This is a genomic window from Streptomyces chisholmiae (genome assembly GCF_031845445.1).
GTDB classification, from domain to species: domain Bacteria; phylum Actinomycetota; class Actinomycetes; order Streptomycetales; family Streptomycetaceae; genus Streptomyces; species Streptomyces chisholmiae.
Map to the genome: position 1 here is coordinate 178977 of NZ_JAVREO010000014.1, position 14418 is coordinate 193394.

Annotated in this window: 13 protein-coding genes; 7 read left to right on the top strand and 6 right to left on the bottom strand. The window is 73.0% G+C overall.

Annotated features, from left to right (window positions below):
- The first annotated feature begins 245 nt into the window (after positions 1–245).
- Complete coding sequence (locus RM844_RS22715; RefSeq protein WP_311669188.1) at positions 246–1718, top strand: DEAD/DEAH box helicase; 1473 nt, start codon at positions 246–248, stop codon at positions 1716–1718.
- A gap of 50 nt (positions 1719–1768) precedes the next feature.
- On the opposite strand, the gene RM844_RS22720 is transcribed toward RM844_RS22715, so the two are convergent.
- A complete protein-coding gene (locus RM844_RS22720; protein ID WP_311669189.1) occupies positions 1769–2167 on the bottom strand; it encodes a winged helix-turn-helix transcriptional regulator in 399 nt (132 codons plus the stop codon).
- A 177-nt stretch (positions 2168–2344) separates the two neighbouring features.
- Here RM844_RS22720 and RM844_RS22725 point away from each other — a divergent pair, with 177 nt between their 5' ends.
- Entirely contained in the window at positions 2345–3070 is a 726-nt protein-coding gene (locus RM844_RS22725; RefSeq protein WP_311669190.1) for an alpha/beta fold hydrolase, read from the top strand.
- A gap of 236 nt (positions 3071–3306) precedes the next feature.
- On the opposite strand, the gene RM844_RS22735 is transcribed toward RM844_RS22725, so the two are convergent.
- Positions 3307–3654, bottom strand: a complete 348-nt coding sequence (locus RM844_RS22735; protein WP_311669191.1) for a MerR family transcriptional regulator — start codon at positions 3652–3654, stop codon at positions 3307–3309.
- A 584-nt stretch (positions 3655–4238) separates the two neighbouring features.
- Here RM844_RS22735 and RM844_RS22740 point away from each other — a divergent pair.
- Positions 4239–4613: a hypothetical protein gene (locus tag RM844_RS22740; protein WP_311669192.1), complete on the top strand. Its 375-nt coding sequence runs from the start codon at positions 4239–4241 to the stop codon at positions 4611–4613.
- A gap of 82 nt (positions 4614–4695) precedes the next feature.
- Here RM844_RS22740 and RM844_RS22745 read toward each other — a convergent pair whose 3' ends face one another.
- The 4 genes from RM844_RS22745 to RM844_RS22760 all read right to left on the bottom strand — a co-directional run bounded on the left by RM844_RS22745 (position 4696) and on the right by RM844_RS22760 (position 9721).
- A complete protein-coding gene (locus tag RM844_RS22745; protein ID WP_311669193.1) occupies positions 4696–6363 on the bottom strand; it encodes a serine/threonine-protein kinase in 1668 nt (555 codons plus the stop codon).
- A 141-nt stretch (positions 6364–6504) separates the two neighbouring features.
- On the bottom strand, positions 6505–7407 hold the full coding sequence (locus tag RM844_RS22750) for a carbohydrate ABC transporter permease (protein WP_311669194.1): 903 nt from the start codon (positions 7405–7407) through the stop codon (positions 6505–6507).
- Positions 7407–8306, bottom strand: coding sequence for a carbohydrate ABC transporter permease (locus RM844_RS22755; protein WP_311669195.1), 900 nt, complete (start codon positions 8304–8306; stop codon positions 7407–7409). Before RM844_RS22755 ends, RM844_RS22750 begins: the two co-directional genes overlap by 1 nt.
- A 119-nt stretch (positions 8307–8425) precedes the next feature.
- Positions 8426–9721 (bottom strand): ABC transporter substrate-binding protein, encoded by a 1296-nt coding sequence (locus tag RM844_RS22760; RefSeq protein ID WP_311669196.1) that lies wholly within the window; start codon positions 9719–9721, stop codon positions 8426–8428.
- A gap of 276 nt (positions 9722–9997) precedes the next feature.
- On the opposite strand from RM844_RS22760, the gene RM844_RS22765 reads away from it, so the two are divergent.
- Genes RM844_RS22765 through RM844_RS22780 form a run of 4 tightly spaced genes read left to right on the top strand, consistent with a single transcriptional unit; the run spans position 9998 to position 14418 of the window.
- Positions 9998–11185, top strand: coding sequence for an ROK family transcriptional regulator (locus tag RM844_RS22765; RefSeq protein ID WP_311669197.1), 1188 nt, complete (start codon positions 9998–10000; stop codon positions 11183–11185).
- Positions 11182–12396, top strand: coding sequence for a substrate-binding domain-containing protein (locus tag RM844_RS22770; protein ID WP_311669198.1), 1215 nt, complete (start codon positions 11182–11184; stop codon positions 12394–12396). The genes RM844_RS22765 and RM844_RS22770 overlap by 4 nt, the downstream gene beginning before the upstream one ends.
- Positions 12393–13154: an ATP-binding cassette domain-containing protein gene (locus RM844_RS22775; RefSeq protein ID WP_311669199.1), complete on the top strand. Its 762-nt coding sequence runs from the start codon at positions 12393–12395 to the stop codon at positions 13152–13154. The genes RM844_RS22770 and RM844_RS22775 overlap by 4 nt, the downstream gene beginning before the upstream one ends.
- Before the next feature lies 1 nt (position 13155).
- Positions 13156–14418 carry a sugar ABC transporter permease gene (locus RM844_RS22780; RefSeq protein WP_311669200.1) on the top strand — a complete coding sequence of 421 codons (1263 nt, stop codon included), beginning with the start codon at positions 13156–13158 and terminating at the stop codon, positions 14416–14418.

Sequence of the window (14418 nt, forward strand, 5' to 3'; positions counted from 1 at the left end):
CAGTCCCCTGTGGCCGCGATTCTCCCGAGAAGTGCCACCCGAACTCGACGACACCCGAATTCGACTACACCTGAATTCGACGCCCGGGATTCCGTGCCCTGGCGTCATCTGTTCCCGCACACATCCGCGTGGTTTTCCGTCGGCCCGTGTGCTCTTGAATGCCATCGGCCCATACTTGCTGTTCTCCGTGCCGCTCACCGCTGCGGGAGTCCTTGATATGCGCCGTATCGAGGAAGGTCCCGTACATGAATCGCTCACGCACGAACGAACGCTCACCCCGCGCCCGGAGGGGCGGCGCCAACGCGGCCGGTGGCGGCCGTCGCCCCGGCCAGCCGGGAGCACGTGGGTCCGGCGGCCACGGCCGCCGGAGCCCGGCACCGCAGGGTGAGTTCGCGCTCCCCACCACGACCACCCCCGCACTGCCCGCCGTCTCGGACTTCGCCGAGCTGGCCATGCCCGCGCAGCTGCTGGCCGAACTCGGCCGACAGGGGGTGAGCGAGCCGTTCCCGATCCAGGGCGCGACCCTGCCGAACTCCCTTGCGGGTCGCGACGTCCTGGGTCGCGGGCGCACCGGCTCCGGCAAGACCCTCGCCTTCGGCCTCGCCCTGCTCGCGCGCCTCACCGGACAGCGTGCCGAGTCCCGGCAGCCGCTGGCGCTGGTCCTCGTGCCCACGCGTGAGCTGGCACAGCAGGTGACGGCCGCGCTCACGCCGTACGCCCGGGCCGTCCGGCTGCGGGTGGCCACGGTGGTGGGCGGGATGTCGATCGGCAAGCAGGCCAGCGCGCTGCGCGGCGGGGCCGAGGTCGTCGTCGCCACCCCCGGCCGGCTCAAGGACCTCATCGACCGTGGCGACTGCCGGCTGGACCAGGTGGGCGTCACGGTGCTCGACGAGGCCGACCAGATGACCGACATGGGGTTCATGCCCCAGGTCACCGCGCTGCTTGACCGGGTCCGTCCGGAGGGGCAGCGGATGCTGTTCTCCGCCACGTTGGACCGCAACGTCGACCGTCTGGTGCGCCGCTACCTGACCGATCCCGTCGTGCACTCGGTCGACCCGTCGGCCGGTGCGGTCACGACGATGGAACACCACGTCCTGCACGTCCAGGTCGCCGACAAGCACGCCGCCACGGTCGAGATCGCCGCCCGCGACGGCCGCGTCATCATGTTCCTGGACACCAAGCGCGCCGTCGACCGGCTCACCCGGGACCTGCTCGCCAGCGGCGTCCGGGCCGCCGCGCTGCACGGCGGGAAGTCCCAGCCGCAACGCACCCGCACCCTGGCGCAGTTCAAGGACGGGCACGTCAACGTGCTGGTGGCGACCAATGTCGCGGCGCGCGGCATCCATGTCGACCACCTCGACCTCGTCGTCAACGTCGACCCGCCGACCGACCACAAGGACTACCTGCACCGGGGCGGCCGCACCGCCCGCGCCGGCGAGTCCGGCAGCGTGGTCACCCTCGTCACACCGAACCAGCGCCGGGACATGGCCCGGCTCATGGCGGACGCGGGGATCCGACCGCACACCACCCAGGTCAACTCGGGGGGCGAGGCCCTGCGCCGGATCACCGGCGCCCAGACCCCGTCCGGTGTTCCGGTCGTCATCACCGCACCGGTGGTCGAACGCCCCAAGCGCCGTGCCGCCTCCCGTGGCCGCCGCCGGTCGGCCTCGGCCCCCCGGCGCGCGTCCGCACGCGGCAGCCTCGACGCGGCGGCGTAGGCCGTGTCCGCGAAGCGGGACGGTCGGGTGACACTCGGCCCGCCGTCCCGCTACGAGGGCGTCGGGGGAGCGGTGCGGGCATCGTAGGCGGCGCGGGCGTCGTCGATCCTGGCGAGGTGCGCGACGCTCCATTCGAGCAGGGGCGCGGTGGCCTCGCGCAGGGTGGTGCCCATCTCGGTCAGCTCATAGCTCACATGGGGCGGCATCACGCCGTGGACGGTGCGGGTCAGGATTCCGTCGCGCTCCAGGCTGCGCAGCGTCACGGTGAGCATGCGCTGGCTGATCCCGTCGATGGCCCTCTTGAGTTCGGTGAAACGGCGCGGTCCATCCCGGAGATGGCGCACGACCAGCAGCGACCACTTGTCTCCGACGATGTCGAGCACCACCCGGGTCCGGCACGCGTCGCTGGACCGCGCCGCCGACCGTGGATCGCCCTGTGCCGCGCCCATGGTTACCTCCAGAGAACCGGGGCACCGAAAAGTGCCTTATTGCCCGCGGCGCGTCGTGTGCACCAGCATGCTCTTGGTACTCAAACAGTACCGAGGCGCAAAAGGTAACCACCAGAGCCGCGAACCAGCGGCATGCGCGTGACCGTGCTCTTCTGCTGCTCCTGCGAAGGAAGATCGATGTCCACATTCCTGCTGGTACACGGTGCTTGGCACAACGGACGGTGCTGGGAGCGGGTGGTACCGCTGTTGGAGGCCGCCGGCCACCGGGTGTGCGCGCCCTCCCTGACCGGCTTCGGCGACAAGGCGCACCTGCTCGGACCGGAGGTGGGTCTCGATACGCACGTCGACGACGTGGTCGGGCTGATCACCGAGGAGAACCTCAGCGACGTCGTCCTCGTCGGCCACAGCTACGCGGGGCTGGTGATCTCCTCCGCGGCCAACCGGATTCCGGAACGCGTCGGGCACCTGGTCTACCTCGACGCGATGGTCCCGGAGGACGGCGAGTCCGCGGTCGACGTCCAGCCCGTGACGCGGCAACTGATCGAGCTCGCCGAGCAGTCCGAGAGCGGCTGGCGCGTGCCACCGATGCCCGAACAGCCCGCGCCCTTCGGCCTGTTCGGCGTCACCGACCCGGCCGACATCGCCTGGCTGCGCGGGATGCTCTCGGACCAGCCGGTGCGCTGCCTGCAACAGCCGGTGCGACTGGGCAACCCAGCCGTCGACGCGATCCCGCGCACGCACATCCACAATGCCGGCGCCATGCCGGCGGGCGTCACCCGACGCCCCGTCCCCTCGATCCAACCCAACGGCACTGCCGCCCAGGTCTGGGAGCTGCCGACCGGCCACGACTGCATGATCACCATGCCGCGCGAACTCAGCGAACTGCTGCTCAAACTCTCCTAGCCGGGGGCTCTCGTCGAGGTGTCACGCCCACATCCGCGACGTCGCGCCGCCTGCAGAGCCGCGTGTCGAGGGCCGGCGGGCGCCCGTCCCGGCCGCCGCGCCGAAGCCGGTGGCGGATCTGGTCCGACCGCTCGGGGATGGTGCGGCTGATGCCGCGGCGTCGCAGCCAGGCCCGTGTCGCTCGGGAGTCGTGGCCCTTGTCGGCCAGGACTGCCCCGGCCGCGAGCCCGAGCGGCTCAGCTCGCGGGAGGTGATTCGGGCGATTCGGGGGATTCAGCCGCGCGGCGGTATTCGGCGTTGATGCGCTGGGCCTCTTCGAGCTGGTCTTCGAGGACGATGATGCGGCAGGCGGCTTCGATGGGGGTGCCCTGATCGACGAGTTCCCGGGCGCGGGCCGCGATGCGCAGCTGGTAGCGGGAGTAGCGGCGGTGGCCGCCGGCCGAGCGCAGCGGGGTGATGAGGCGGGCTTCGCCGATGGCGCGGAGGAAGCCCTGGGTGGTGCCGAGTATCTCGGCGGCCCGGCCCATGGTGTAGGCCGGATAGTCGTCATCGTCGAGACGGTCGTACGAGTCGCCTGCTGTCATCTGTATCTCTCTGTGTGAAACGCGTGGAGGGGCCTTGGTGCCAACTGGCACCAAGGCCCCGAAGAAACTGCTACACCATCCGCCGGCTCTGGTAGTGCGCCGGCTCATTGTCTCCGCAGACCCGACCGAGACGCTGCCGGGGGTGCGGGGATCGCGATTGCCTGACCGGAGACCACCTCACTATCGATGTCCTGCGGTACCCGGGATCTCGCCCGGGCGATCCTGATGGTGCTTGGCTCCTCCGTTCTTCCCTCTGGATCGATCACTTGCCTACTGCTGGTGATGCGTCCTGCTCGTGGCGGCCCCTGATCACCGCGGGCCACCCGGTCCGGCCGTCGGCCCCGTCGCCCTCATGACAAGCCTGGCTTCGGAACCCCACCGCCGTACCGTCCCGCGCACTGCTGCCGCGGGTCCTGCTGGCCGGCAGTTCGTCTCTGCCAGGCCTTGCTTTCTCTCTACGTTACGGAAGAAACCATAGTCACGCCACTGGGCAATGTCTACTCTCGCCAGCATAGATTTTTGGCAGCGCGGTAGCGAGGTAATCGATCCCGGTGGGAGCGCGTCAGGGAGGGGGAACGCGCGGGGTGCTCGCCGCGCCCCACGGTTTCCTGGACGACTTCCCCAGGGACATCCGGCGCGCCGCCCCACCGCCGACCGCGCGCCAACGGCGCGCCGGAACGGTGAGGGCGACCTGCTTCCCGTTGACGTTCCTGGTCGTCATGGCGGCGGTGCGGGCCAGCTGGGTCGCCGGCCGGCAGGACGCCGGTTGGCCGGACGCGGCGGCGATCGGCCTGGTGGCCGTGGCCCTGTCCACCGCGCTGGACACCTTCGTCATCGACCGGCCGGTGGTCAGCCGCTGGCGCCGGCCCGGATGGTCTTCCCCGGCACCGAGGCGTGCGCTGGCTGGCACGACCGGGCCCGCCACGTGCGGGTGTTGCTCATGCCGCGCGCCGGCCTGACGTTGCGGGTCTCCGGTTGGTCACCGGCACCGCCGGCTGGGCGGTCGGCGGCCTGCTCTGAGCCGGCGGCCGGCCGCCCGGGTCAGCCGGTCTCCCACAGCAGCCAGCCGTTGGCCAGCGGGTCCCAGTCGGGTTTCCAGTAGACCAGGGTGGGGTCCTCGCCCTCCGGGACCGCGGCGACGACCCAGGTCTCGAAGGACTCGCCCGCCCGGAGGAACTGGTCGCCGGTCCACGGGAGGAACCCGCCCGGCTCGCCCTCCACCCCGAAGGCGTACATGTTGTTGGCGGTGGGGCTGGCCTCGTCGAAGACGCCGAAGGTGCCGAGCGTGCCGACCCAGGAGCCGGACGTCAGGGTCAGGGGGGCGCCGCCCAGGTGGGTGAGGGTGACCCGGACCGCGACGGACCTCAGGCCCTCGGACTGGATCGGGTCCATCAGGCCGGTCAGGTCGGCGTGTTCGCCCGGCTCGACCTGGTCGACGGTGACGCTGAGGGCGGCCTGTTCACCGGGGGACGGCTCGTACGGGACGGGGTCGCTGGTCTCGCCGAGCTGGTACCGGTACACCTCGGGTGGCAGGGTGGCGATCCCGTCGATCTCGCCCGAGGGCGGCTCCTCGTCCTCCGGCGAGGGCGGCTCCTCTTCCTCGGGCGGGCTGGTGGTCTCCTCGGCCGACGGGCTGGGCTGGGTCTGCGCCGGGTCGTCGGCCCGGCCGTCGTCGTCGGACGAGGCGGTCACGGCGTAGACGGTGCCCGCGGCGACCACCGCCACGGCGGTGGCGGTCGCGGCGACGACCCACCGGGACCGGCGCCGGCCGGCCGCCGGCGCGGCCGGCGCGAAGCCGGGCGGCGGAGGCGGCCCCACGGCCGGTGCCGCCGCCGGTGCCACGGCCGGCGGGGCCGGGGCCGGCGGGGCCGGGGCCGGCGGGGCGGCCGGTACCGCGGGCACCGCCGGCGCGGCCGGGGCGGCGGCCGCCCCGCCGCCGGCCAGCAGGCCGTCCAGCCGCTCGCCGGAGGGCCGGGCCACCGGGTCCTGGACGAGCAACGCCTTCAGGACCGGGCCGAGTTGGCCGGCCCGGGCGGGCGGCGGCACCGCCCCGTCGAGCACCGCGGCCGCGGTGGCCAGCGCGGTGGGCCGGCGCAGCGGGTGGTGCCCCTCGACGCACACGTACAGCAGCACGCCGAGCGACCACAGGTCGGCGGCCGGGCTGTCCGCGCCGCCCCTGATCCGCTCCGGCGCCAGGTACTCGGGCGCGGTGGGGGAGTCCGCCTCCGCGCCGCCCGTGAGGCGGAAACCGGTGAGCACGGCGCCGCCGTCCGGGTGCAGCAGCACGTGCTCGGGCCGGAGGTCGCCGTGGCACAGCCCGGCGGCGTGCGCGGCGCGCAGGGCGGAGAGCAGCTGACGGCCGAGGGTGGCCGCATCGGCGGGCGGCAGCGGCCCCTCGGCGAGCCGGTCAGCGAGGGTGCGCCCCGCCGCCAACTCCCACACCACCCACAGCGCCGAGCCGTCGGACTCCGCCGCCAGGTGCAGGACCGTCGCCAGGTGCGGATGGCTGAGCCCGGCCAGGGTTCTGGCCGCCGAGCCGGGCTCGGGGCCGGCCGCTGGCGCGGCGCCCAGCGGTACCCGCTTGACCACGACATCCCGCTCCACGGCGCGGTCCCGCGCCCGCCAGAGCCCGTCCCGCCCGGGGCCGCCCAGCGGCTCCCGCAGCTCGAAGCGTTCTCCGACGACTCGTCCAGCATCCCCGTCGACCATGTCAACGAGCCTAGTGGCGGGCCGACTTGGCGTGCACGCGCCCCCGCCGGGGGGAAGTCCGGCGGGGGCGCGGCGGCTCGGAGGGCGCTCGGTCAGCTCGTCGGCGGCCCGGCTCGGTTTCCTGCTCGGCTCGTCGCCGGCTCAGCTCTTCACCGATCCCGACATCAGGCCGCCGATGAAGTACTTGCCGAGCACGATGTACACCAGCAGGGTCGGCAGCGAGGCGAAGAGCGCGCCCGCCATGGAGACGCCGTAGTTCTGCAGCAGCGCGCCGTTGGCGAGGTTGTTCAGCGCCAGCGTCACCGGGCCGTTCTGGCTGGAGGAGAAGAAGACCGCGAACAGGAAGTCGTTCCACGCCGAGGTGAACTGCCAGATCAGCACGACCACGAAGCTCGGCACCGACAGCGGCAGGATCACCGAGGCGTAGGTGCGCAGCAGCCCGGCGCCGTCGATCCGGGCCGCCTCGATCAGCTCGTGCGGGATCGTCTGGTAGTAGTTCCGGAAGATCAGCGTCGTGATGGGGATACCGAACACCACGTGCAGCAGGATCAGCGTGGGGATGCCGCTGGGCAGCGACAGGTCCAGCACCAGCTCGTTCAGCGGGATGATCACGGCCTGGTAGGGGATGAACATCCCGAACAGGATGAGCGTGAACACCAGGTTGGCGCCGCGGAAGGACCAGCGGGAGAGCACGAAGCCGTTGAGCGAGCCCAGCACGGCGGCGAGGATGGCCGAGGGCACCACCATCTGGAGGGTGCGCCAGATCGCCGGGGCCAGCGCGTCCCAGGCCGTGCGCCAGTTGTCGAGCGTCCAGTTGGACGGCAGGTTCCAGGCGCGCTCGGGCGAGGCGTCGCCCGGGCCCTTGAAGCTCGTCACCAGCAGGACGTAGACCGGGATCAGCACGATCAGCAGGAAGAACAGCAGCGCGGCGTAGCGCAGCGTGCGGGCCGGGCTGAAGCCCTTGCCGCGCCTGCCACCGTCCCGGCCGGCCGGCTGGCCCGCGGTCTCCTTCGGCGGAGCCGCCTGGGCGGAGCGGGTGGCCATCACTTCTCCCTGCGGTTGGTGCGGATGAGATAGGGCACGACCACCAGGGCCACCAGGACCAGCAGGATCGACCCGACGGCCGCCGCGTTGGCGTAGTCGAAGCTCGACTTGAAGATGTACATGTCGATGGCGGGAACCTTGGTCTGGTAGTTCGCCGGCTTCGAGATGGACATGATGAGGTCGAAGGACTTCAACGACATGTGGCCGATGATGATCAGCGCGGAGAGCGCCACCGGCGACAGCTGCGGGAACAGCACGTGCCGGTAGAGCTGCCAGGTGGTGGTGCCGTCCATCCGGGCGGCCTCCCGCAGCTCGTGCGGGATGCCGCGGAAGCCCGCGAGGAACAGCGCCATCACGTAGCCCGACAGCTGCCAGATCGCGGGGATCGCGATCGCGGTGATGCCGTAGTCGACGTTGTTCCACCAGTTGTTCTGCAGGAAGTCCAGGCCGACCATCTGGAACAGCCGGTTCAGGCCCGTCGCGCTCTCGTCCTGCCCGGAGTTGAGCAGCCACCGCCACACCACGCCGGAGGCGATGAAGGACACCGCCATCGGGAAGAGGTAGATGGAGCGGAAGATGCCCTCGCCCCGGATCGGCGCCTCCAGCAGCCAGGCCCACAGGAAGCCCATCAGCAGGGTGCCGGCGAGGAAGAGCAGCGTGTACAGCAGCAGGTTCTTCAGGGAGTGCTGGAACGCCTCGTTGCCGAGGAGTTCGAAGTAGTTGTCGAACCCGACGTTGCTGGACGGCTCCTGCCCGGTGGTCTGGGCGGCGGTGTGGATGTCGGTGGTCGACGTCCCGAAGTTCACGAAGATGAGCCCGTAGACGAAGACGCCCACCAGGATCAGCGACGGGGCCAGCAGCAACAGCGGGGGCCCGACTCGTTTGACGGTTTTGTTCATCGATGTCTCCCAAGGCGGGGCGGCGCTTCGTCGGCGGGGGTCCGACGAAGCGCCACCCCGCGGTCCGGGTCGGTCCCGCGGCCGACGCGGGCGTCAGCCGGGGACCGGACGCCCGACGCTCAGTCGGCGGCGGTCGCGGTGGCGAGTTCCGACTGGAACGTCGAGAGGTCGGAGGCCCCCGACGTGAACTTGCTGGTGGCGTCGGTGACGGCGTTCAGCGTGGCGACCGGGGTCGCGGCGCCGTGGGCCAGCGAGGAGACGATGGTGTCCTGGGCGAACGACTCGATGGCCGTCCGCTGGTACTCGGAGAAGTCCGCCGGGTCGGCGTCGGTGCGCGCCGGGATGGAGCCCTTGGCGGCGTTGAACGCGGTCTGGCCCTCCAGCGAGGCGACCGTCTCCAGCCAGGCGTGCGAGCCACCCTCGTGCGGGGCGCCCACCGGCAGGGTGAACGAGTCGGCGAGGAAGTCGAAGACGCCGTCCGTGCCGGGCACCGGGGCGGCCGTGAAGTCGGTGCCGAAGACCTTGCCCTGCTCCTCGAAGGCGGCGACCGCCCAGTCACCCATCACGTTGAACGCGGCGTTGCCGTCGATCACCAGCTGGGTGGCCTCGGGCCAGTCCAGGCCGTCCCGGTCGCCGTTGGTGTAGCTCATGGCCCGCTCGAAGTCCTCCAGGGCGGCGGTGACCTCCGCGCCCTCCCAGTCCGTGGTGCCGTCCCACAGCCCGTTGTAGGCGTCCGGGCCGAGGTCGGCGAGGAGGATGGTCTCCAGCAGGTGCACCTGGGTCCAGGCGGTGGCGACCGACAGCGGGGTCACCCCGGCCTCCTGGAGCACGTCCAGGTCGGCGAACCAGTCGTCCAGCGAGTCGTAGCTGGCCTGCGGGTCGAGCCCGTGCTCCTCCAACACCGCCGGGTTGGCCCACAGCACGTTCGCCCGGTGGATGTTGGAGGGGATGGAGTAGATCTGGCCCTCGTGGGTGAGCCGCTCCACCAGGTCCGCGGGGAAGGCCTCGCGCAGGTCGAACTCGTCGTACAGCGGGGAGACGTCCTGGAGTTGGCCGGCGTTGATGTAGTCGAGCAGCTCCAGGCCGGCGTGCGCCTGGAAGGTGTCCGGCGGGTCGCTGGCCTGGAGGCGGGACTGGAGCAGGTCCTTCGCGGCCGAGCCGGCGCCGCCGGCCACCGCCCCGTTCACGAACTCGATGTCCGGGTGCTGCTCGTCGAAGACGGCCACCAGGGCGTCCAGGCCGGCCTTCTCGGAGCCGGCGGCCCACCAGGTGAAGACCTCGACTTCGGCAGCCGACTCGCTGCCGCCGCCGGAGCCGCCGCCGTCGCCGTTGGAGCTGCCGCTGCACGCGGAGAGTGTCAGGGCGGTGAGGGCGGCGCCCGCCACCAGCACGCCTGTTCTGCGATTGACCCGCATGAGAAATCCTTACGCCATCGTTGCCGTATCGGGGGGTCGGCGGGGCACGGGGGGAGCCCCGCCGAACCGAGCGCCGTGCGGCGCCCGTTGCCCCGGCGCCCGCGTCGTCCGGCGCTCATCAAAGAGCCCACCGGCCTTGAAGTCAAGAAGTAAATCCAAAGAGACGCTCCCCGCTTGGTTGCAGTCGGATCACATACTCAAGCCCGCCCGGCCCCGCCGCCCGACTCCGCCGCCAGGGGGTCCCCAACGGGCGCGGCAGCGGCTATCCTTCTCCCCGTGCGCGCGGACCGGGTCACCCCGGGCTCGCAGACTTCACTACGTGAGGCCAACCGGGCCCGCATCGTGAGCGCGGTCCAACGCCGGGGCTCGCTCACGCAGATCGAGTTGGCCGGCGTCACCGGCCTGTCCCCCGCCACGGTCTCCAACATCGTCAAGGAGCTGACGGCCGGCGGCGTGCTGCACACCTCGCCCTCCACCCGCAGCGGCCGGCGGGCCCTCCAGGTCACCCTGGCCCGCAACCTCGGGCTGGTGGCCGGCGTCCACTTCGGCACCCGCTCGCTGCGCGTCGCCATCGCCGACGCCTCGATGCAGGTCATCGGCGACCAGTCCATGCCGCTCGCGCCCGACCACCGGGCCGACGCCGGGCTGCGCCGCGCCGCCCTGCTGATCATGGAGATGATCGAGTCGGTCGACGCCAGCCCCGACGAGCTGCTCGCCGTCGGCGTCTGCGTGCCCGCCCCCGTCGACCGGCGCACCGGCCGGGTCACCGCCGTCGGGATGCTCCGCGGCTGGGACGACGTGGTGGTGCCCGAGATCCTCGCCGACGAACTGGCCGTCCCGGTCGGCATCGACAACGACGCCAACCTCGGCGCCCTGGCCGAGACCCGCTTCGGCGCGGCCACCGGCCGGGACGCCGTCGCCTACCTGCGGGTCTCCCACCGGGTCGGCGGCGGCCTGATCCTCGGCGGCCAGCTGGTCCACGGCCGGGCCGGCGGCGCCGGCGAGATCGGGCACGTGACGATCGACGAGAGCGGCCCCATCTGCCGCTGCGGCAACCGCGGTTGCCTGGAGACCTACGTCGGCGCCCCGGCACTGCTCGCCATGCTCGCCGCCAGCCACGGCCACCTCACCCTGCGCGACGTCATCGCCCGCGCCCAGGAGGGCGACCCCGGCTGCCGCCGGGTGCTCTCCGACACCGGCCAACACCTCGGCGTCGCCGCCGCCAACCTGTGCAGCCTGGTCGACCCCGAGATCGTCGTGGTCGGCGGCCAGCTCGCGGCCGCCGGCGAGATCCTGCTCGGCCCGATGCGGACCGTCGTCGAACAGCGCACCGTGGCCAGCACCGCGGGCCGGGTCGAGGTCGTCGCCGCCGAGCTGGGCTCGGCCGCCGAGGTGCGGGGCGCCCTGGCCATCGCCCTCGACACCGCGGGCGTCCGCAGCGCCCCGCTGGCGGGCGGCGGATGAGCGGGCGCCCCGCCGACCAGCCGCCCACCCGCCCCGCCGACCCCCGCGCCAGCGGCCCCCGCCGCACCGGCCGGACCGCGCGCGCCCGCCGCGCCGCCCCGGCGGCGGCCGTCGCCGCGCTGGTGCTGGCGCTGACCGCCGCCCTGCTGGTCTCCGCCGCCACCCACGAGGAGCCGGCCGAGGGCGCCATCGCGCTGCTGCTGCCCGAGGTGAAGACCGCCCGCTACGAGACCACCGACCGCCCCGCCTTCCTCGGCGTGGTCGAGCAGCGCTGCCCGGGCTGCGCCGTCTACTACGCCAACGCCGACCAGGACGCCGCCACCCAACAGCAGCAGGCCGAGTCGATGCTGGCCCGCGGCGCCGACGTGCTGGTGCTCGACGCGGTGGACACCGTCGCCGCCGTCAGCATCGTCCGCGAGGCCAGACGCCACCAGGTGCCGGTGATCGCCTACGATCGCTTCATCGCGGACGCCGACGTGGACTACTACGTCTCCTTCGACAGCGAACTGATCGGCTACCTCCAGGGCACCGCCCTGGTGAGCGCCGTCAGGGAGCGCGGTCCCCGCGCGGACGGACGCCCACCAGGCGTCCTGCTGGTGCACGGCTCGTCGACCGACCCCAACTCGGCGCAGCTGACCGCCGGAGTCCGCCGGGCGCTCGACGGAACGGACATCGAGGTGCTCGCCGAGTACCACACCCCCGACTGGAGCCCCGACATGGCCACCGACTGGGTCGAGAGCCGGCTGACCGAGTTCGCCGACCGCGTCGACGGCGTCTACGCCGCCAACGACGGCATCGCCGGGGGCGCCATCGCCGCGATGAAGGCCGCCGGCTTCGACCCCGTGCCGCCCGTCACCGGGCAGGACGGCGAGCTGGCCGCCGCCCAGCGGATCATCTCCGGCGACCAGCACATGACCGTCTACAAGGCCACCAGCGAACAGGCCCGCAGCGCGGCCGAGCTGGCGGTCCGGGTGCTGCGCGGCGAGACGCCGCGCACCACGGCGGTGATCGACGGGGTGCCGAGCCTGCTGCTCGCCCCCCGGGCGGTCGGCGCCGGCGACGTGGAACGCGTCCTGGTGGTCGGCGGGGTGCACACCACCGAGGAGATCTGCACCCGCCACTACGCGGCACACTGCGCCCGGCTCGGCATCGGCGTCGACGAGGACGACACGGATGGCGACGACGAGACGGCCGACGGGGGGACGCCGTGACCGCCGCCCGCCCCGCCCCCGTGCTGTCCCTGCGCGGCGTCTCGAAGAACTTCGGCGGCGTGCGCGCCCTGGTCGGCGTCGACCTCGACATCCGCCCGCGCGAGGTGCTGGGCGTCGTCGGCGACAACGCCGCCGGCAAGTCCACGCTGGCCGGAGTGATCGCCGGCGTCTACCGGCCGGACGCCGGCCGGCTACTGCTCGACGGCGAGGAGGTGACCCTCCACTCGCCCGCCGCCGCCCGCGGCCACGGCATCGCCGCCGTCTTCCAGAACCTGGCCCTCTGCGACAACCTCGACGTGGTGGAAAACCTCTTCCTCGGCCACGAACCCACCCGCGGCGGGTTCCTCGACGAGGTCGCCATGGAACGGGAGGCCTGGGAGCTGCTCGGGCAGCTCGCCACCAGCGTGCCCTCCGTGCGGGTGCCGGTCCGCACCCTCTCCGGCGGGCAGCGGCAGGTCGTCGCCGTGGCCCGGGCCCTGCTCGGCTCGCCCCGGGTGGTCGTCCTCGACGAGCCGACCGCCGCGCTCGGCATCCGGCAGACCGCCGAGGTCCTCAACCTGGTCGAACGGCTCCGCGAACGCGGCCTGGCCGTCGTCCTCATCAGCCACCAGGCCGTCGACCTCCAGGCCGTCGCCGACCGCTTCGTCGTGCTGCGCCTGGGCCGGGTCGGCGGCGAACTGGACGCGGCCAGCGCCGGATACGAGGACCTGCTCGCCGCGATGACCGGGGTGAGCCGACCCAGCGGCAGGAGACCCTGAGATGTACCGCCCCACCGCGCCCGCGGTGCGCGAACCGACCGCGGCCGAGGCCGGCGAGACCCTGCCCGGGCTGCTACGCCGCCTCCCGGACCGGGACCTGGGCGCCGCGCCGGCGGTCGGCGTCCTCTTCCTGATCTGGGCTGTCTTCGGCATCGTCAACCCGGCGTTCCTGTCCGCCGAGAACCTCGTCAACCTCACCCTGCAGGCCGCGCCCACCGGCATGATCGCGCTCGGCGTGGTCATCGTCCTGCTCGTCGGCCAGATCGACCTCTCGGTCGGCTCGGTCAGCGGCCTGGCCGCCGCCGTCGTCGCGGTCACCACCGGCCTGCACGACTGGCCGGTCGGCATCGGCATCCTGCTCGCCCTCGCGGTGGGCGTCCTGGTCGGCCTCGGCTACGGGGTGTGCGCCACCCGGTTCGGGCTGCCCAGCCTCGTCCTCACCCTCGCCGGGCTGCTGGTCCTCGCCGGGGTGCAGCTCCGGGTCCTCGGCCCGCAGGGCTCCATCAACCTGCCCTTCGAGTCCCGGCTGGTGTCCTTCGCCCAACAAAGCTTCCTGCCGCCGCTGGTGGCGTGGGCGCTGGTCGCCGGCACGGTCGCGGTGGTCGCCGCCACCCAGTGGGCGCGGCGCGCCCGGCGGGTGCGGGCCGGCCTGCCCAGCGCCAGCCTCACCGAGTTCCTGGTGCGCGTCGCCGCGCTCGCCGCGGTCCTCGCCGCCACCGTCGCCTACCTGGGCACCGAACGCGGCATCGGCTACCCGGTGGTGCTGTTCGTCTCGCTCGTCGCGCTGGTCGACGTGGCGCTGCGCCGCACCCGGTGGGGGCGCTCGGTCCGCGCGGTCGGCGGCGACCGGCGCTCCGCGCTGCTGGCCGGCGTCGCGGTCCGGCGCACCACCATGTCCTGCTTCATCGCCTGCTCCACGCTGGCCGCGCTCGGCGGCGTCCTCGCCGCCGGGCGGCTGGCCGCCGCCAACCAGGGCACCGGCGGCGCCGAGATCTACCTCACCGCCATCGCCGCCGCGGTGATCGGCGGCACCAGCCTCTTCGGCGGTCGGGGCAGCGCCTGGTCGGCGCTGGTCGGCGTCCTGGTCATCACGTCCATCTCCAGCGGCCTCACCCTGCTGGACCTGGACACCGCGTCCCGCTACATCGTCACCGGCCTGGTGCTCGCGCTGGCCCTCGCCGCCGACATCCACCTCAGGGGCGGCCCCGCCCGCCCCGACCTGGACTCCGGCATCCGCGGCGGCGGCGCCCGCCCCCGGTGGTAG

What these genes read in the sequence shown, in the direction of transcription:
- RM844_RS22750 (WP_311669194.1), bottom strand. Translation starts at nt 7,407, where the DNA reads ATGGCCACCCGCTCCGCCCAGGCGGCTCCGCCGAAGGAGACCGCGGGC.
- RM844_RS22755 (WP_311669195.1), bottom strand. Translation starts at nt 8,306, where the DNA reads ATGAACAAAACCGTCAAACGAGTCGGGCCCCCGCTGTTGCTGCTGGCC.
- RM844_RS22725 (WP_311669190.1), top strand. Translation starts at nt 2,345, where the DNA reads ATGTCCACATTCCTGCTGGTACACGGTGCTTGGCACAACGGACGGTGC.
- RM844_RS22780 (WP_311669200.1), top strand. Translation starts at nt 13,156, where the DNA reads ATGTACCGCCCCACCGCGCCCGCGGTGCGCGAACCGACCGCGGCCGAG.
- RM844_RS22735 (WP_311669191.1), bottom strand. Translation starts at nt 3,654, where the DNA reads ATGACAGCAGGCGACTCGTACGACCGTCTCGACGATGACGACTATCCG.
- RM844_RS22745 (WP_311669193.1), bottom strand. Translation starts at nt 6,363, where the DNA reads ATGGTCGACGGGGATGCTGGACGAGTCGTCGGAGAACGCTTCGAGCTG.
- RM844_RS22715 (WP_311669188.1), top strand. Translation starts at nt 246, where the DNA reads ATGAATCGCTCACGCACGAACGAACGCTCACCCCGCGCCCGGAGGGGC.
- RM844_RS22720 (WP_311669189.1), bottom strand. Translation starts at nt 2,167, where the DNA reads ATGGGCGCGGCACAGGGCGATCCACGGTCGGCGGCGCGGTCCAGCGAC.
- RM844_RS22770 (WP_311669198.1), top strand. Translation starts at nt 11,182, where the DNA reads ATGAGCGGGCGCCCCGCCGACCAGCCGCCCACCCGCCCCGCCGACCCC.
- RM844_RS22760 (WP_311669196.1), bottom strand. Translation starts at nt 9,721, where the DNA reads ATGCGGGTCAATCGCAGAACAGGCGTGCTGGTGGCGGGCGCCGCCCTC.